This window comes from Nocardia altamirensis NBRC 108246, assembly GCF_001612685.1.
GTDB classification, from domain to species: domain Bacteria; phylum Actinomycetota; class Actinomycetes; order Mycobacteriales; family Mycobacteriaceae; genus Nocardia; species Nocardia altamirensis.
Window position 1 is genome coordinate 99,280 of the sequence record NZ_BDAY01000038.1, and the last position, 17,913, is coordinate 117,192.

Sequence of the window (17,913 nt, forward strand, 5' to 3'; positions counted from 1 at the left end):
GTTCTCGTCGTGTCGGCGTCTGTGAAATCGCTCCTGAGCACCCTGACCAGCCGCGGCCCCCACCGGGTGCTGCGCGGCAATTTGGCCATCGCAGGCCAGCCCGGGGTGGTGTTCACGCCCGAATCAGGACTCAACCTACCGGCCGTCGCCTTCGGACATGGCTGGCTGACCGGCGCCGCCAACTATCGTGACCTGCTCGAACACCTCGCGTCCTGGGGTTTCGTCGCCGCGGCGCCGGACACCGAGCGCGGGCCGATTCCGTCACATCTCGGCCTCGCGACCGATTTGCTCACCACGCTGGATATCTGCACGGGTGTGCGCCTCGGCGACGGCACGATCAGCGTCCACCCCGACAAGCTCGCGCTGGTCGGCCACGGCATGGGTGCGGGGGCCGCCGTCATCGCCGCGAACCAGCGGCAGGTCGCCGCGGTGGCCGCGTTGTTCCCTGCGCCGACGGCACCGTCGGCCGAAACCCTGGCCGCCGACATCGACACGCCCGCGCTGATCCTGGCCGGCGCCACCGATATCGCCTCGGTCAGCTCCAACGCCATCCCGCTCTCGACCAGCTGGGCCGGGCCGATGGTGCTGCGCGCGATCGACGGCGCATCGCACAACGGCATCATCGAGGGTCGTCGCATCCTCGCCGCGGTCGGCGCGGGCAAGCACGAATCCAAGACCGCCCGCACCACCCGCGCCCTGCTCGTCGGATACCTGCTCGCCACCGTGCTCGGCGACAAGACCTACCGCGCCTTCGCCGATCCGGACGCCGAGATCCCGCACACCGCGGTGGTCGACCCGGAAGCCAAGGAAGAGAAGGAAGCCCCGAAGCTCAAGATCGGCCAGCTCGCCGCACTCCTGCGCAAGTAACCCGGCGCCGCACCAGAATCGCCCTCGCACACCAACACTCCGCGCGCCGACACGCCCGGAGTGCGGACGTTCTTGAACCCTCGAGATCCGCACCCTTTGTCCGCATCAGCACCCGTTCTGGAACGCACGGAACCGGTGCGGACGCACGGAACGGGTGCGGATCTCGGTGTGCTTGATCCGGCACGCGACGCCACCACAACCATCCGGGCAAACGCGGAGGCAGCTGCCCGCACGGCGCCCCTAACGCCTCGACAACCCTGCCTCGACCGATCGACCTCGTGCGTCGGCGCAGCGACTTCGCCTCAGATCAACCAGGTTTCGCGCTGGTAGAAGGCGGCTTCCTCGTCTTCTTGGTCGACGGGGGCGACGTCTCGGTTGGCGCGGCGGGTGGCGATCGAGCGGGCGATGGCTTCGCGTTGTGCGCGGGCCTCGGCCTCGAGCCGCTCCTGCTCCTCGGCTGCGGCGCGGGCCTTCGCCAATTCGCCGGCGTGCGCGGCGGTGTACTCCCGCAGCTGGGCGGCGGATTTCTCGGTCAGGTCGCGGCTGGTGTCCGCGGTGCGACGGTTGATGTCGTCGAGCTCGTCCAGCAGCAGCGCCGAACGGCGACGGCATTCCTCAGCCGCACGCTCGATCTCCTCGGCGTAACTCACCCTGCCGATTCTTCCTGATTCGCCAGGACCGCGCCGCGACAGCGCCGCATCCGTCCTGTCGACGCCGTCGGCCGCATGCACTAGGCCCACGACTCCGCGCTGCGCGCGCTCACAACGGACCGGCCTCGGTCAGATCCGAGAGTGGGCCGGCCTCGGCCAGTTCCGGACCATGCGAGGTGTCCGGCTGTTGCGTGCCCGGCATGGGTTTGGGCCGGTGTTCGCCGTCCTCGCCGCGCCGGATGTTCGGTGGGGTCCCGGTCGGCATGCCAGGTCGGTCGACGGTCTCTTCGGCGGCGGGTGCCTTCTCGGTCGACTTCTCCTGCTCCGGACCGCTCGGCCCAGGCTGGTCAGACCGGGGTGCACCCGTACTCGGCTCCCCCGTACTCGGCTGGCCCGTGCTCGGCGCCTCGGACTGTGCCTTGTCGCCGCTCGGCGCGGACTTGTCGGGCTGCGGCTGATCCCCCGGTTGCGCCGGGTCGCCTCCGGGTGCTGGCTCCTCGGTCGGTTCGTTCATCGAAAAGACCGGCATCCCATGCTCATCCAGCCGCACGCTGAACTCCTGCGGCTGTCCGTCAGCGTCGGACAGCATCAGCTTCAGCTCGCCGTCCGCCATCTCGAACTTCAGATGCTTTCCAGCGATATCGAATTCGGCCGCGGGCGGGCCTGCTGGGTTTCGTTCGTCTGCCTTCGTCGGATCGATGGCATCCTCGAGCCTCGCCACCGCATCCTCGACACCGGCACTGATCGCGCCGGACAGCGAACTGATCCCCTGGGTGACGGCCTGGCTGAGCCCAGAGGCCAACGGCGACAACTGACCAGCCACCTGGCTCAGCGAAGCGAGCTCATTCAGCGACGGCGTCTTCGATGGTGTCGCGGAGGTCGTGTCCGGCGTCTGCTCGGTGGTCGGCGCAGGGCTTGTCGGAACGGTGGGGGTGGTAGTCGCCGGAGCAGTCGGCGTTGTACTCGCCGGAATAGTCGGTGTAGTGCTCGCCGGCACAGTCGGCGTAGTACTCGCCGGCACAGCCGGTGTCGGACTCACTGGCACAGTCGGCGCCGTCGGATTACCAGACGGCCCTGGCGCATTCGTCTCCGTCGGCTGCGTGCCCTCGGTCGACTTGCCCGGCACCGGCGCCCCCGCCGGACGCGGGTACGCCGCATCCGAAACCTGGTTCAGCGCACCGATCAACGGGGTGTAGACATTCTTGACCCCTTGGTCGGTCACATCGCAGGCCTCGATGAACTTCTGCACCTTCGCCGCGTAGTCCGGCTTGAACACCTGGTCGAGCCAGTCTCGACACCGCTGCTGGATCCGGTGCGTGTAGTCGGTGCCAGGAATCAGATACCCGCGCGTCACCGCGCCGTCGTCTTCGGCCAACTCCGGAAAGATCCGCCACAGCTTCTTCAGCAGCGTATTGCCCATGGTGCTGGTGAAACCGATGGTCTTGCCGGAGATGATGTCGTCGATGTCCTCCGGCGCCTTCCCGTCGATCCGCACCGTCTCGCCGTTCTCCAAGATGTAGCGAACAACATCGGCTTTGATCTTCACCGCGCTGCGCAGGGCAGGGACCGCACCGGCCAGTGCCTGCGACGCGGTCCCGGCGGCCTGCCAGTCCGTATCGGCCCGGCCCACTTGCTGATTCAGCATGTCGATCGCCGCGTCAGCCGCCTGCCCCTGCCACAGCGCAGGCAACGCCTGCGCGGACCCACGCTGGCTGTCCAGCTGAGTTCCCGCCTCCTGCAACACCTCCCGGAGCCGAGCCGACGCGCTGGCGAGCTTGTCCTCGTTGAGCCCGTTCTGCTCGTAGAACCGCCGGTGCAGCTGCTCGTAGCTCGCGAAACCCGCGGGCAGATCACCGAACGCACGGCGATACCTCGCCTCGAAATGCTCGAAGTACAAAAGACTTCGAGAACCGATGTCGAGGTACTCGGCGATCGGCGCGTGCGCCGGAACGGTGAAAACCACGGTTAGCCCCCTACCGTCGCGCGGCGCAAACCCCGGGCGCTACATCGGGAGCTCACGGCCGGCCTTCGTGATGTCTCCCGCGGTCTCCGCGACGGTATCGGAGTATTTGACGATCGAGGCGCCGAGCGCGTCCGCCGTCGTGATGGTGGCTTCGGCCCAGCTCGCCATCCAGTGCGCGATCCGCTCGAATCCGGCCTGGATCTGCGTCCCCTGGTCGGCGTAGTTCGCCCCGGCGTCACCGGGGCCGAACTCGTTGCCGGTCACGTCTTTCGACCGTTCAGCCACGACCTGACCGGATATCCGCAGGTCTCCGGCGAGGCGTCCCAACTCCCCCGTCTGGACGCCGACCACGCTGCTCGGATCGCCGGTCATCTGGTCCCACCGTTCCCTTCGCCGAGTGCCGCCATACTTTCTTCGACGCGCAGCACCCGCGTTCGGTTCCCTCGAATCCGGTGGGATGATCCGGCAGGCTCAGGAACCGATTTTGCCGTGATCCGTCCGAACCCACTCCGATGACCCGTCCGGGTGCCGGTGGAATTCCCAGGCGGCGTAGTCGCCGTCCTTCTCGACGACCGTGACGTGGTCGGCGAAGCCGTCGTGGTCGTAGTCGGTCCAGACCTGCATGGCCTCCTCACCGGTGGTGGTGATGGTGTCGAGGGTGCCGTCGCCGTCGATGTCCTGGGTGGGGTGGTGCAGCTCGACCGCACCCAGGCCGTCCAGTGACGAGGACGCATCGATGCCGGGTAGATCCAGACCCGGCAATTCGCCCGAGGTGATCATTACTCCTCCTCAGCAGGACTAGCGGTGCTGCCCGAGCGCAGCACTATCGCTCCATCCTGACATTCATCCGTGCCCGACGCAGCCCCCTGGACGTCACTTCTTGGGCATCAGCAGCCACAGCACCAGGTAGATGATGAACTGCGGACCGGGCAGCAGGCACGAAACAACGAAAAGCAGGCGAACGACATTGGCATTCCATCCGAGGTATTCGGCGATGCCACCACAGACTCCGGCGATCCACTTGTCGGAGGTGGAGCGGGCGAAGCGGCGGGCGGGTACGGTCATGGTCTTCCCTCTCTGGCGATGATCTCTAGCTGACTCCACTCTGCCGAGCGGCGCCCGGCGGCGCATCGCTCCGGCGACCGATCCCAACCCTGATTTCCCCAGGACCCGGCTCAGGGTGCGACCCCGAGACCGGGTGCATGCCGTGGCGCCGAACACGGCAGACTTAGGCCAGTGAGCGAGCGACAGCGAGGGAACCGCAAAGACAGCGTGCCGGTGCGCGCGACGGAGCCGAGCACCAGCGAGGCGGCGTCGCCGAGCGCCAACGAGGCGGCGTCGTGACGACCACCTTGCATGCGCGCGGCCTGTCGGCGGGGCACGGCGAGCGCACCCTGTTCGCCGACCTCGACCTCACCCTGGCGCCCGGCGACGTGATCGGCCTGGTCGGCGTGAACGGCGCAGGCAAGTCGACGCTGCTGCGCATGCTGGCTGACCGCCGCACACCGACCGGAAGCATCACGCTGAGCCCGCCGGATGCCACCGTCGGCTACCTCGCCCAGGAACCCGAGCGGGTGGCAGGCGAGACGGTCCTCGAATTCCTCGGTCGCAGAACAGGTGTCACCGCCGCGCAGCACGACATGGACGACGCCGCCACCCGTCTCGCCGACGGCGGCGACGACGACTATTCACCTGCCCTGGAGCGCTGGCTGGCACTCGGCGGCGCGGATCTCGACCAGCGCGCCGCGGAAGTAGCGGCCGATCTCGGCCTGATCGACAGCCTCCCGAACCGCCTCGACACCCCGATGACGGGCTTGTCCGGCGGCCAGGCGGCGCGCGCTGGGCTCGCCTCGGTGTTGTTGTCCCGCTTCGACATTCTGCTGCTCGACGAGCCGACCAACGATCTCGACCTGGACGGCCTCGCCAGGCTCGAACAGTTCGTCGCAGGCGTCCGGGTGCCGCTCGTGGTGATCAGCCACGACCGGGAGTTCTTGGCGCGCACCGTCAATCGCATCGTCGAGCTAGATCTGGCGCAGCAGCAGGTCGGCCTCTACGACGGCGGCTACGAGGCGTATCTGAACGAACGCGAGATCGCCAGGCAGCACGCGCGCGAGGCCTACGAGGATTTCGCCGACACCAAGGCAGGCCTGGAGGCCCGCGCACAGATGCAGCGCAACTGGCTCGAGCACGGGGTCCGCAATGCTCGCCGCAAAACCCGCGACCCGAAGAAGGTCGACTCGGACAAGGCGGGCCGCAAGATGCGCGCCGAGTCCACCGAGAAGCAGGCCGCCAAGGCCCGCCAGACCCAACGCCGCATCGAACGCCTCGACGTCGTCGAGGAACCGCGCAAGGAGTGGGAGCTGCGGATGACGATCGCCGCGGCGCCGCGCAGCGGGTCGGTGGTGGCGACGCTGTCGAACGCGAGCGTGACCAGGGGCGAGTTCACCCTCGGCCCGATCACCACCCAGGTCGATTGGGCCGACCGGATCGTGCTCACCGGCGCGAACGGCTCGGGCAAGTCGACGCTGCTCGCGCTGCTGCTCGGCAAGCTCACGCCGGACAGCGGAACCGCCGCCCTCGGCTCCGGCGTCGAGATCGGCGAGGTCGATCAGGCCCGCGGCTTGTTCCGCGGCAGCACCTCGCTGGTCGACACGTTCGGCGCGCTGCTGCCGGACTGGCCGGACGCGGAGGTCAGGACCCTGCTCGCCAAGTTCGGCCTGCGCGGCCCACATGCGTTGCGCGCCTGCGAAACCCTGTCCCCCGGCGAACGCACCCGCGCCGCGCTCGCCCTGCTGCAGGCCCGCGGGGTGAACCTGCTCGTGCTAGACGAGCCGACCAACCATCTCGATCTGCCCGCCATCGAGCAGCTGGAGCAGGCCGTCGAATCCTTCACCGGCACACTGCTCCTGGTCACCCACGACCGCCGCATGCTCGACACCATCGAGGCCACCCGCCGCTGGCACATGGCGGCGGGCAGGCTCACCGAATCGAGCTGATCAGACCGAGCCGACCCGCTTGGCGAGGTCGTCGGCGAGTTGACGAGCAAGGGCCGGGTCGGTGGCTTCCACCATCACCCGGACCAGCTGTTCGGTTCCGCTGGGGCGCAACAGAACTCGACCGGAGTCGCCGAGGATGCGTTCGGCTTCCTGGACGGCCTCGCGGATTTCGGGCGCCGCCGCGACCACGGTCTTGTCGGTCACCGGCACGTTCACCAAAACCTGTGGCACCGTCTGCAATACGGAGGCAAGGTCGGCGAGGGTGCGCCCGGTCCGCGCCATCCTCGCCATCAGCTGCAAGCCGGTGAGGATGCCGTCGCCGGTGGTGCCGAACTGCGGGAAGATGACGTGCCCCGACTGTTCCCCGCCGAGCGAGAATCCGCCGCGGCGCAGCTCCTCCAGCACATAACGGTCGCCGACCGCGGTGGTGAGCAACGTGATTCCGGCCGCGCGCATGGCGATGTGCAGGCCGAGATTGCTCATCACGGTGCCGACCAAGGTGTTGTCGGCCAACGCACCGGCCTCGTGCATGCCGAGGGCGAGGATCGCCAGGATGACGTCGCCGTCGACGACGTTGCCGTCGGCGTCGGCGGCCAGGCACCGGTCGGCGTCGCCGTCGAGGGCGAGGCCGAGGTCGGCGCCGTGCTCACGCACCGCCCGCTGCACCTGCTCGATATGGGTGGAGCCGCAGCCGTGATTGATGTTGAGGCCGTCCGGCTCGGCGTTGATGGCGATCACGGTCGCGCCTGCCTCGCGGAACGCGGCGGGACCGACCTCGGCGGCGGCACCGTGCGCACAGTCGAGCACCACCGTCAGCCCGGACAGATCCTGCGCGGTCGCCTCGACGAGATGCTCGACATAGCGTTCATGGGTGCCGGCCAGGCTGTACTGATCGGGGACGACCTGCCCGTGGTCGCGCGCACCGGCGGCGTTGACGACCCGCCCGATGCCCGCGCCGGTCGGTCGCTGCATGACGTCCTCGGCGATCAGCGCCTCGATGCGGTCTTCGATGGCGTCGTCGAGCTTGTGCCCGCCCGCGGCGAAGATCTTGATGCCGTTGTCCTGCATCGGATTGTGCGAGGCGGAGATCATCACGCCGAAGCACGCGTCGTAGAGCCCGGTGAGGTAGGCGACGGCCGGGGTCGGCAGCACGCCGACCTGGAGCACGTTCACCCCGGTGGCGGTCAACCCCGCGGTCACCGCGGCCTCGAGCATTTCACCGCTCGCCCTCGGGTCACGACCGACGACCGCGAGGGGACGTTTCTTGCCCCGACTCAGAATCTGTGCGGCCGCACCCGAGACCCGCAGTGCGAGTTCCGGACTCAACGACTCGTTGGCAAGCCCACGGATTCCGTCGGTGCCGAACAAACGTCCCATACCTCAGCCCCTCATCGGTGGTGCCGCGGCGTGCACGTCCGGCCCGAAGGCGCGAGGTAGGTACACCGGGGTCGGCGAGACCGATCCCGGCGACGTACGCCCGCGAACGCCGCAGTTCTGATACAGCACGAGAGCAGGCAACCAGCCGTTGCTGGAAGCCTGCTCTCGTACAGCTGCCGCGCCGACCATACCGTCCCCGGCACCTCCAGGGTGACGGAAGACGGCGGTCGGCGATGCCAAAATCAGCGCTTCGAGTACTGGGGCGCCTTGCGGGCCTTCTTGAGGCCGTACTTCTTACGCTCGGTGGCACGGGGGTCACGAGTCAGGAAGCCTGCCCGCTTCAGCGCGGGGCGGTCGTCCGGGGTGACCTCGATCAGCGCGCGGGCGATGGCCAGACGCAGAGCGCCTGCCTGTCCCGACGGGCCGCCGCCGACCAGGCGAGCGTGGATGTCGAAGGCCTCGGTGCGCTCGACGGTCACCAGCGGCGACTTGACGAGCTGCTGGTGCACCTTGTTCGGGAAGTAGTCCTCGATGGTGCGGCCGTTGAGCACGAAGTTGCCCGAGCCGGGCAGCATGCGCACGCGAACGACGGCTTCCTTACGACGGCCGACGGTCTGCACCGGGCGGTCGATCACGATCGGCGCGAAGGAGGTCTCCGCGACAACCTCGGCCTCTTCGTAGCCTTCGCCGTCTTCGACAACCTCGGCGGCGTCGAATTCCTCGACGACGGCTTCCTCGTTGAATTCTTCAGGAGCGGTCACTGGGCCACCTGCTTGATCTCGAACGGAATGGGCTGCTGAGCGGCGTGGGGGTGGCTGGGGCCCGCGTAGACCTTCAGCTTGCCCGCGATCGCGTTGCCGAGCTTGTTCTTCGGGATCATGCCCTTGACGGCCTTCTCCACGAGCCGATCCGGACGGCTCTCCAACACCTGACCGACAGTGCGCGACTTGAGGCCGCCCGGGTGCCCGCTGTGGTGGTGGATCAGCTTGTCCGCCTTCTTGTTGCCGCTGATGGCAACCTTGTCGGCGTTGATGATGATGACGAAATCGCCACCATCGAAGTTCGGTGCGTAGGTCGGCTTCGTCTTGCCACGCAGCAGATTCGCTGCTTGAACGGCGAGACGGCCGAGCACTACGTCAGTGGCGTCGATGACGTACCACTTGCGGGTCACGTCACCCGCCTTGGGGCTGTACGTAGGCACAGTGCTTCCCTGTCTGTCGTCGGTGTTGCCGGCCAAGCGTGTGGTCGAAATGCCCCGGCGGCCGGTGGAGACCCGGAGCTCGATTGCACAGCCGGTTACCCGGCCGTCCATACGCCAACGAGCCACGATACCAGCCCGGATCGGGCTGACTGAAATCGCCGGGGTCGGCCGGATGCATCCAGCCGAGGAGCCGTCGGATGGACTGTGCGACAAACCTCAGATCTGCATCGGGGGGCCCTGGTCGATGCCGCCGCGCGGCCCGGGTAGCAGGTAGCGCAGGGTGTCGACGCTCGGCTGCTCGCACTTGCGCTCGTCGGTCCCGCGATCACGGCCTTTGGCGAGGGACAGGTGGCCGCGCGCGGCCGAAATGCCTGGCCTGACCTCGGTGGTGGCGTACGGCATGAGCGGACACACACTCGGCAGCGCCAGCTGTCCCGACACCGCGGTCAGCTGCACCTCGGTCGAGGCGAGCTCGACGCGATCGCCGCCGCCTGGCAGCGCGACCACCGCGAGCGCCACTGCGCCGACCACCGTGTGCGCCCCGAACAGGTTGTCCTTCATCTTGTTCCAGAGCTTGCCCTTGCGGGGCTGGCCCTCGTCGTCGTCCGGCTCGGCACCGGGTTCGCGCCACTGGTGTCGACCCTGTCCGGCCTCGGACTGCGGGGCCTGATGCGACCCGGCACCTGGCGGCGCCTGTCCGGACGGCGGCGCCGCAGGGGCGCCACCGGGCGGCTGCGCGCCTGGCTCGCTGGGCGGGCGGGTGAAACGGCTGCCGAGCTCAGCGAGATTCGGCGGCAGACTGCCGCGCGGCTCCTCCCGCGACATCCGGGTCGTCGAATCCTCGCCCTGCGTCGGATAACCGGGGCCGTACTGCACCGGCGGCACCGAGCGCGGCGGCGACGCCTCCTGCCTGGCAGGCGGCGGATCCGTACGGCGCTGCGCGGACTCGGCTTGGCGCTGCGCGGACTCGGCCTGCCGATGCGCCGCGCCTGCCTGACGCTGCCCTGGCGCCGCCTGCTGTGGCGCGGATTCGGCGCGGTAGTGCCCGGCCTGGTCGCGCTGCTGCGCGCCGTGATCCTGATACTGGGTCGGGTCGACCGGCTGCGGCGGCCCGGCGTGCCTGCCTGGCGGCTCGGGCTCGACGCCTTCGGTGTCGGTCACCAGCAGGTGGGCCGCGCCGAGCACGAGCGCGTGCATCGGATGATCGGCGACCTGCAGCCGGTGGCCGAGATGGTTCTGGAAGGCAAGGCGCAGCGGGTCGTTGAAGCACACGTTGCCCGAAAGCAGCACCGTCGAGGTGTCCGCGCCGATCGAGCGCGCCGCGGCCATCACCTCGATCACCACGTTGTCGGCGGAGCGGGCATCGCGCATGGATTCCGGGTTCACCGGCACGTCGACCGATTCGGTCGGCTGTTCGTCGTCGCCGTGCACCGCGACCACGAGCACAGTGCGGCCGTCGGAGTACACACCGGTCGCGCCGATGCCGTTCGGCCTGGCCTGGTCGGGCGGATGCACCAGCCCGAGCGCCCGCACATAGCCCGACAACGCGACGCTCTCCGGCAGCGGTTCAACAGTCACATCGAGCTGTTCGACCAGCGCGGCGTACACGTCGACCTTCTCGTCCGGCCAGCCGTCCGGGAACGGCAACGCCACCAGGTCCGGTTTGCCGCGCAGATGCTTGCCGATCGCGGCGAGCGGGTTGTACATGCGCGCACGGAACACCAGCTCCGCAGGCCACGTCGCGCCCGCGACCACGATCTGCGGATGGCCGAGGATGTCGCGCACGTCGGCGATCGCCATCCCTAGGTCAGGACGCTGCCGATCCACCCCTGCGGTGTGCAGCCGACCCGACGAGTCCGCCAGCAGATACGCAGGCGGTGTCCACATACCCTCCACCTGAACCGGGCGAATCGGTGTGCCACCGCCGCCCGCGGCCACGGACACCACATCCCAGCCGAGATGTACTGCCCCTACTCGCACCGTCACAGGCATAAGTGTGCCTGGTGCGCGCAAGACATGCTCGCCGTTGTCCGCAGTCTGCGGCAGTGGCCGGGAAATCGCTCGCCCGTCATGCTGCCGACTTCTTCAGTCGCAACCTGCGCCAGGTGATCACGGCCAGCACCAGCGTGATCAGCAGCAACACGCCGACATCCAACGCCCAGATGCCAGGCGTGTGCTCCCAGAGCGCATCGGGTTGCGCGTTGAGGAACACCTCGCGAATGTTGACAGTCGACGCCCCGGACGCGTAACCCCAGCGCGCGGGGAACAACCAGGACACCTGCTCGAGCACGACCCGTCCGGTGACCGGAATCAAACCGCCTGCCATCACCAGCTGGCACATGATCGCGACCACAAGCAGTGGCATCACCTGCTCGTTCGACCGGGCCAGTGACGAAAGCAACAGTCCGACAACGACACAGCACACCGCGGTCAACGCGATGTCGATGTACAGCTCGGCACTGCCCGACGCGAGCACCGCACCCTCGCCCGGCCGCTTCTTGCCAACGAGCACGATGCCGACCAGCACCGCCGACTGCAGCAGCGCGGTGAAGCTGAACACCGCGATCTTCGCGATCAGATACGCCGACGGCAGCAACCCGACGGCGCGCTCGCGCTGGAAGATGGTGCGCTCGCCGACCAGATCACGCACGGTGAGCGTGGAGCCCATGAAGCAGGCGCCGAGAATGAGCACCACCAGGAGCTGCTGGGTCTCGCCGCCGCCCTCCGGCACAAAGGTGCCGTCCGGCAACGCTTTCAGCGCACCGCGCTGGAAACCGTCCTTGCCAGGCACCACCAGCGACAGCCCGCCGAGGATGAACGGAAGCACCACAAGGAACGCCAGATAGCCGCGGTCGGCCAGGATCAGCCGCAGCTGCCTGCGGCACAGCGTCGAGAACTGTTTCCCGCCACTGGATTGCGGCGGTGAGCCGGCCGGCCCGTACTGCTGGGGTGGCGGCGGCGGCGGTGGCGCGGCCGCCTGCCTGCTTCGATAGGCGGCGAACGCCTGATCCGGATTGGCCGCCACGTCGGCGAAGATCTCGGCCCAGTCGCTGGTGCCGAGGGTGCCGCCGACGCCTGCCGGATTGCCGCAGTAGGCGGTCTTGCCGCCGGGCGCGAGCAACAGCACCTGATCGCACATGTCCAGATGCGCGACCGAGTGGGTCACCACGATCACCACGCGGCCCGCGTCGGCCAGCTCGCGCAGCATCACCATCACCTGGCGGTCGAGCGCCGGGTCGAGGCCAGAGGTCGGCTCGTCCAGGATCAGCAGCGAAGGACCGGTGAGCAGCTCCAGCGCGACCGACGCGCGTTTGCGCTGGCCGCCGGAGAGCCGGTCCACCCTGGTGTCGGCGTGTTCGGTGAGCGAAAGTTCTCGCAGCACACCGTCGATCACCTGCTGGCGGTCGGCCTTGCTGTTGTCCGGCGGCAGCCGCAGCTCGGCCGCGTAGCCGAGGGCCTGACGCACGGTGAGCTGGCGGTGCAGCACGTCGTCCTGCGGCACCATGCCGATCCGGGAGCGCAACGCCTCGTACTCCGCGTGCAGATTGCGGCCCTCGAAGGTGACCACACCGCCGGACGGGCGGGTGGTGCCCGCGATCAATCGCGACAGCGTCGACTTGCCAGCACCGGACGGACCGATCAGCGCGGTCAGCGTGCCTCGGTTCGCCTGCATGTTCACGTCGACGAGCAGCTGCTTGTTGCCCTCGACGGTGAACCCGACCCCGTGCACCGCGAGGCCCTGCTCGGCGACCGGCTTCTGCCGATGCACCAAAGTGCCCTGCTGGACGACGAAGTCGATGTTGCCGATGGTGATGATGTCGCGCTCGCGCAGCACCACCCGCTGCTGGCGATGCCCATTGACGAAGGTGCCGTTCGCCGAGCCGAGGTCCTCGAGGGTCAGGCCCTCGTTGGTGGCGAGCAGGCGTGCGTGCTTACGGGAGGCCAGCGGATCGTTGACGACGATCTGGTTGTCGGTGGTGCGCCCGATCGCGAGGCCACCCGGCGGCAGGCGATCGCCCCTGGCGATCGGCGCGGTCGAGGCCCTGGCGCGCACCGGCGGGGTGTTCGAGGTGTCGGCCCTGGTGGTCATGTTGAAGTTGACCGGCGGCGACGCGTCCTGCGGTGGCTGATAAGCCGGGCGCTGGAACTGCTGGGCGGCGGGCCGTTGGCCCGACATCGGTGGCGGCACCGGCTGCTGGCCCGATTGCGGCGGCCGCGCCGAAGGACGCTGCGGCGGTTGCGGATTGGCAGGCAACAGATGGAGTAGCGGACCGCTGATCGCGTCGCCGAGCCGCACCTGCGTCGGCCGATCGATGGACACCGGCTGGGTCAGTCGGCGCGCGTCGACGAAAACGCCGTTCGTGCTGCCGTTGTCGGAGAGCACCCAGGCAGTCCCCTGCCACGCGAGCGTCGCATGCACCCGTGAAACGAGCGGGCTGTCGACGAACAGCGTCACTTCCGGCGCACGGCCCATAGTGACCTGCTGGCCGGAATCGAAGACTCGTTCGTTTCCATCATGGCGCACGGTGATGGTCTGCGCCCCCGGTGAAGACATGCAGCGGATACTATTCCATCACCCGGACATCGGCGGTGCCCCCGACGCGCCTCTTGCCCCGATCCGGCGACCGATGTGAAAGTGATACCGGCCGACTAGGGGGAGCCTTGCCGAAAGTTCGTGCGACGGCGTTCATCACCGTTGCTTGTCTCGTCGCGGTGCTGGTCACGGGCTGCACGCGACTGGTGGACGGGCGGGCGGTCTCCATCTATGACGACCCGTTCAAGGTGGCCGGACTGCCGACTACCGACGGCCCGAGCGGACCACGTCCCGGCGTCCCGGACAGCTCGCTTACTGCCACCAATGGGGATGGTAGCGCCGAGGACACGTTGGCACTCAACGCCATCGACGACATCCAGACCTATTGGCGCGCCGAATTCGGCCGCGAGTTCGAGAACGGCGATTTCAAGCCGGTCGAGAAGCTCATCTCCTGGAGCGCACGCGCGCCGCGCGCCGAGGCGCTCGAATTCTGTAAAGAGACCACCTATCAGCTGGTGAACGCCGCGTACTGCCGGTTGGACAACTCGATCGGCTGGGACCGCAAGGTGCTGCTGCCCGCCATGACGGACACCTTCGGCAAGATGGCGGTCGTCATGGTGCTCGCGCACGAATACGGGCACGCTGTGCAGACCATGGCCAAGCTGGTCGGCGCCAAGGATCCGGTGATCGTCAAGGAACAGCAGGCCGACTGCTTCGCAGGCGCGTTCATCCGCTCGGTGGCCGAGGGCAAGTCCAAACACTTCACCATCAACACCTCCGACGGCCTCAACAATGTCCTCGCCGCGACCGTGGCCATCCGCGATTCCGATCCCGATGATCCGGAGAGCGTGCACGGCTCGGCTTTCGAGCGCGTCACCGCGGTGCAGGTCGGTTTCACCGACGGCCCGAAGGGCTGCAAGCGCATCGACATGGCCGAGATCAACCAGCGGCGCGGCAATTTGCCGAAGGACTTCAGGAGCGAGGCGACTCGGGGCGAATACCAGATCACCAAGGACAGCCTGGTCGAGCTCACCAAGGCGCTCGCCGCGCTGCTGCCGACCGCACCGGCACCCGCCTACGACTACTCCGGCGCGAACCTCAGCTGCAGCAACGGCGTTGCCACCGAGCCGGTTTCCTACTGCCCGACCAAGAACACCATCGGCACCGATATCCCGGCGCTCGCCCAGCGCGGCGCCTCCAACTGGGATGTCGACGATCCGCTGCCGGTCAAGGTCACCGGCGACTACAACGGCTACATCGTCTTCATTTCCCGCTACACCCTTGCGGTGCAGCAGAATCACGGCCAGCAGCTCCTCGGGCCCAAGGCCGGGCTCCGGGCCGCCTGCCTGTCCGGTGTGATCACCGGCAAGCTCGCGCTGCCGGACCGCCCGGTGTCGCAGGGCAATATCAGCCTTTCCGCAGGCGATCTCGACGAGGCGGTGTCCGGCCTGCTCACCGACGGCCTCGCGGCCAGCGACGCGAAGGGCCAGACCGTGCCGAGCGGCTTCTCCAGGGTGGACGCGTTCCGTGCAGGCGTGCTGTACGGCGAGAACATCTGCATGTCGCGCTATTCCTGAACGGCGCTGCCCCGCTGCCTCGTAGACGTTGTCAGCGGCCGAAGGGCGGCGGGGCGATGTGCTCGAAACGCAGCACGCGGTTGCCGAGCATGACCTCCGCGCCTGCGACGAGGACCATGGATTGGTTGGGGGCCAAGCGAATCCAGTCCCGGTAGCCGGGCAGGCGGGTGCGGGTGCCGTTCGTCGATCCCCGATCGATCACGGTCACATCCCAATTCAGCAGGTGGATCTCGGCGTGCGCGCGGGACATGCCGCCCGATGAGTCGTCGACCCGCAGCGGGACCAGGCCGCGCTGCACGGCATCGGAATGCTCGGGGTCCCGGCCGATCACCGCGTCCGCGGACAGCACATAGGTCATGCCGTCGTCGAGGATCAGCATGCCGAGCGGCGGGCGCACCACCTCGATCAGCAGCTGGGTCTGGTCGACCGGCATGCCGCAGACCGTGCAGAACGCCGCCCGCGGATCGCTGGGATGCGCTCTGGCGCACTTGAATCCCATCACCTTGACGGTGAGCGCGGTGGCCTTCGCGGTCGCTTCCAACCGGCGCTGCAGATCGGGGTCGGGCATCGGGGCGGGATTGGTGCCTGCCAACTGGGTGTGCGCCTGGTGCGGATCCACTTCGATGCCGTGCGGCGCCGTGCCTGCGGTGTGCAGATCGCTCGCGGTGCTGCGCGGTGCGTCCCCGGTGCCGCCCGCTACCGGCACGGCCGCGTGATTGTCGGTGTGCGCCTCGGCTTCTCGCTGCTCCGACGGCGACTCGTGATCGATCCGCGCGGTCGGCAGCGGCGCTTCCTCGGCACGCCGACGAGCAGGCCGGGCACTTCCGCTCGAGCGCACCGGCGCACGCCCACCCTCGGTCCAGACGATCGCGCCGCCCGCTTGCGCGACGCCCTCGGCCAGCCAACCGATCCCACGTTCGGCGGGCAACTCGGGAATGCGGCCCTTCGCGTCGTCGACGAACAGCGCGACCGCACGCGCGGGCACGCCGACCACCCGGTCGACGGTGAAAGCCGCGTCGCTACCTCGGTACCGCTCGACCCTGCCGTCCTCGGCAACGACCGCGGTCACCGCGCCGTGCAGGAACAGCGCCACCCCGCCGGTTTCCGCGGCGGACAGAATCCCGAAGTCGATCGGCTCCCCCGGATTGATCTGCTCGGCGTGCTTCATCAACCAGCGGGTGGCCTGCCGTGCCACCAGCGCCCCTGGCCCGCCCGGTGCCTGCTCGGTCGCCGCACGCACCAGTTCGGCCAGCGACTCCAACGCCACCGCCGCCGGCGAATCCTGCGTCAGCCTGCCATTTCCTCGATGCCCGACCACCACGACCGCCCCGGCGACCCGAGCCAGCGCATGCGCACCGACAACGACCTCGACCTGCCGATCCATCAACGGAATCGGCCTGGGCGGAGGGTGCGGTGCGGGGTGGTTGCCACAGAAACAAGGGTATTGCAATCCCACAACTACTGAAGCGCTCCCCGGCGTCCGTCCGATAACTTCGGTGACAGCACGTGAAGAAACGAGGGGCCCGGTCATGGTTCGGACATCGCGAATCGTAGTCACCGCAACATGTATCGCACTGGCAGGTCTGCTGACCGGATGCGGCGGCGTACAAGGAATCGCGCTAGCGGGCGAGCCCGATGTGCGGAAACTCGAGGTCGGCACATACCCGGTCGACCGCCATCGGTACAACCAGGATCCCGGCGACAAGGCCGCGCTGCTCGAGGGCATGCGGATGTCCGACGCGGTGGTTCCCGCCGTGTTGATCGACCCGTCGCTCAAGGTCGGCCGCGGCAGCGCCGTGATCGCCGATTCCCAGCAGGCGCTCGATTTCGTCGCCAAGGTCTCCAAGTCCGTCTTCGATGACCGCAAGCTGATCACCGGCTACGCGGCGAGCGGCGCGGACAAGCCGGATCCGGTCGGCGAGACCAACCCGGCCGCCGACACCACCGCGGTCACCATCGCGCTGTTCCGTTTCCCGGACCAGGCCGCCGCGAAGCTCGCCGCCAGGGAGCTGGAGGACGTCGACATCTCGATCTCCCCCGACAACCGCAAGCTCCCGTCGACCAAGTACCCCGACGCCTACATCCATTGGCGCCCAGGCGTTCCCAACATCGGCACCTTCATGGCCTACAAGGAGTTCGTCGTCTCCTTGTTCGTCCAGCGCCCGCGGCCCGACAGCGCCGACATGGTGTCCTGGGTCGACAAGACCCTCACCGCAGAGCTTGCGCAGCTGGACAAGTTCCAGGCCACCCCGCATGACCAGATCAAGAACCTGAAGGTCGACCCGGACGGGCTGCTCGCCCGCGTCGCCGTCGGCGACCGCAAGAGCCGCACCCCGGATACCGCCACCTTCGGCATCTTCGGCGCCGACCACATGGTGCACCGCGCCGACGACGAATCGAACCATCTGCGACTGTTGCAGGACGCAGGCGCCGACCGTCTCGCCCTCGTCGACGACAGCTATGTCCTGCGCACCAGGGATGCTGCCGCCGCCCAGAAGCTTGCCACCGGGCTGCTGGAAAGCGAAGGCGCCCATTACGACTCGCTCGGTGCGCCGAAGGATGTGCCTGGGGCCAAATGCCTGCAGCTCAACAGCGCAGGCGACCCGCAGCGCCAATACAAGTACCGCTGCTATGTGCCGTACAAGCGCTATGTCGGCGTCGTGACCAGCGACAAGGAGCCCGACGTCCGGCAGAAGGTTGCCGCCGAATACGCACTGCTCGCCAACAGCCTGTGAGGTCGGCCCCCCC

The 17,913-nt window shown here is 68.4% G+C and carries 15 protein-coding genes; 4 read left to right on the forward strand and 11 right to left on the reverse strand.

Annotated features, from left to right (window positions below; all coding sequences use genetic code 11):
• The first annotated feature begins 9 nt into the window (after positions 1-9).
• Positions 10-867: a dienelactone hydrolase family protein gene (locus NA11_RS21205; protein WP_069163685.1), complete on the forward strand. Its 858-nt coding sequence runs from the start codon at positions 10-12 to the stop codon at positions 865-867.
• Between the two features lie 302 nt (positions 868-1,169).
• On the opposite strand, the gene NA11_RS21210 is transcribed toward NA11_RS21205, so the two are convergent.
• The 5 genes from NA11_RS21210 to NA11_RS21230 form a co-directional block, all read right to left on the reverse strand.
• Positions 1,170-1,517 carry a hypothetical protein gene (locus tag NA11_RS21210; protein WP_141717743.1) on the reverse strand — a complete coding sequence of 116 codons (348 nt, stop codon included), beginning with the start codon at positions 1,515-1,517 and terminating at the stop codon, positions 1,170-1,172.
• A gap of 109 nt (positions 1,518-1,626) precedes the next feature.
• Positions 1,627-3,480: a WXG100 family type VII secretion target gene (locus tag NA11_RS21215; RefSeq protein WP_069163687.1), complete on the reverse strand. Its 1,854-nt coding sequence runs from the start codon at positions 3,478-3,480 to the stop codon at positions 1,627-1,629.
• Positions 3,481-3,519: 39 nt separating this feature from the next.
• Entirely contained in the window at positions 3,520-3,852 is a 333-nt protein-coding gene (locus NA11_RS21220; RefSeq protein WP_069163688.1) for a hypothetical protein, read from the reverse strand.
• A gap of 99 nt (positions 3,853-3,951) precedes the next feature.
• A complete protein-coding gene (locus NA11_RS21225; RefSeq protein ID WP_069163689.1) occupies positions 3,952-4,260 on the reverse strand; it encodes a DUF6802 family protein in 309 nt (102 codons plus the stop codon).
• Positions 4,261-4,353: 93 nt separating this feature from the next.
• Positions 4,354-4,545, reverse strand: a complete 192-nt coding sequence (locus NA11_RS21230) for a PspC domain-containing protein (protein ID WP_069163690.1) — start codon at positions 4,543-4,545, stop codon at positions 4,354-4,356.
• A 275-nt stretch (positions 4,546-4,820) separates the two neighbouring features.
• Here NA11_RS21230 and NA11_RS21235 point away from each other — a divergent pair, with 275 nt between their 5' ends.
• A complete protein-coding gene (locus tag NA11_RS21235; RefSeq protein ID WP_069163691.1) occupies positions 4,821-6,476 on the forward strand; it encodes an ABC-F family ATP-binding cassette domain-containing protein in 1,656 nt (551 codons plus the stop codon).
• On the opposite strand, the gene glmM is transcribed toward NA11_RS21235, so the two are convergent.
• The 5 genes from glmM to NA11_RS21260 all read right to left on the reverse strand — a co-directional run bounded on the left by glmM (position 6,477) and on the right by NA11_RS21260 (position 13,609).
• Positions 6,477-7,853 (reverse strand): phosphoglucosamine mutase, encoded by a 1,377-nt coding sequence (gene glmM, locus NA11_RS21240; RefSeq protein ID WP_069163692.1) that lies wholly within the window; start codon positions 7,851-7,853, stop codon positions 6,477-6,479.
• Positions 7,854-8,095: 242 nt separating this feature from the next.
• Entirely contained in the window at positions 8,096-8,614 is a 519-nt protein-coding gene (gene rpsI, locus NA11_RS21245) for a 30S ribosomal protein S9 (RefSeq protein ID WP_084654883.1), read from the reverse strand.
• Positions 8,611-9,054, reverse strand: coding sequence for a 50S ribosomal protein L13 (gene rplM, locus NA11_RS21250; RefSeq protein ID WP_014981802.1), 444 nt, complete (start codon positions 9,052-9,054; stop codon positions 8,611-8,613). Before rplM ends, rpsI begins: the two co-directional genes overlap by 4 nt.
• Positions 9,055-9,270: 216 nt before the next feature.
• Entirely contained in the window at positions 9,271-11,046 is a 1,776-nt protein-coding gene (locus NA11_RS46685; protein ID WP_245746029.1) for a hypothetical protein, read from the reverse strand.
• Between the two features lie 76 nt (positions 11,047-11,122).
• Positions 11,123-13,609, reverse strand: a complete 2,487-nt coding sequence (locus tag NA11_RS21260) for an FHA domain-containing protein (RefSeq protein WP_069163693.1) — start codon at positions 13,607-13,609, stop codon at positions 11,123-11,125.
• 107 nt (positions 13,610-13,716) lie between these two features.
• Here NA11_RS21260 and NA11_RS21265 point away from each other — a divergent pair, with 107 nt between their 5' ends.
• A complete protein-coding gene (locus NA11_RS21265) occupies positions 13,717-15,165 on the forward strand; it encodes a neutral zinc metallopeptidase (protein ID WP_069163694.1) in 1,449 nt (482 codons plus the stop codon).
• A gap of 31 nt (positions 15,166-15,196) precedes the next feature.
• On the opposite strand, the gene NA11_RS21270 is transcribed toward NA11_RS21265, so the two are convergent.
• A complete protein-coding gene (locus tag NA11_RS21270) occupies positions 15,197-16,549 on the reverse strand; it encodes an FHA domain-containing protein (RefSeq protein WP_069163695.1) in 1,353 nt (450 codons plus the stop codon).
• Positions 16,550-16,694: 145 nt separating this feature from the next.
• On the opposite strand from NA11_RS21270, the gene NA11_RS21275 reads away from it, so the two are divergent.
• On the forward strand, positions 16,695-17,900 hold the full coding sequence (locus NA11_RS21275) for a DUF7373 family lipoprotein (protein WP_069163696.1): 1,206 nt from the start codon (positions 16,695-16,697) through the stop codon (positions 17,898-17,900).
• Positions 17,901-17,913 lie beyond the last annotated feature (13 nt).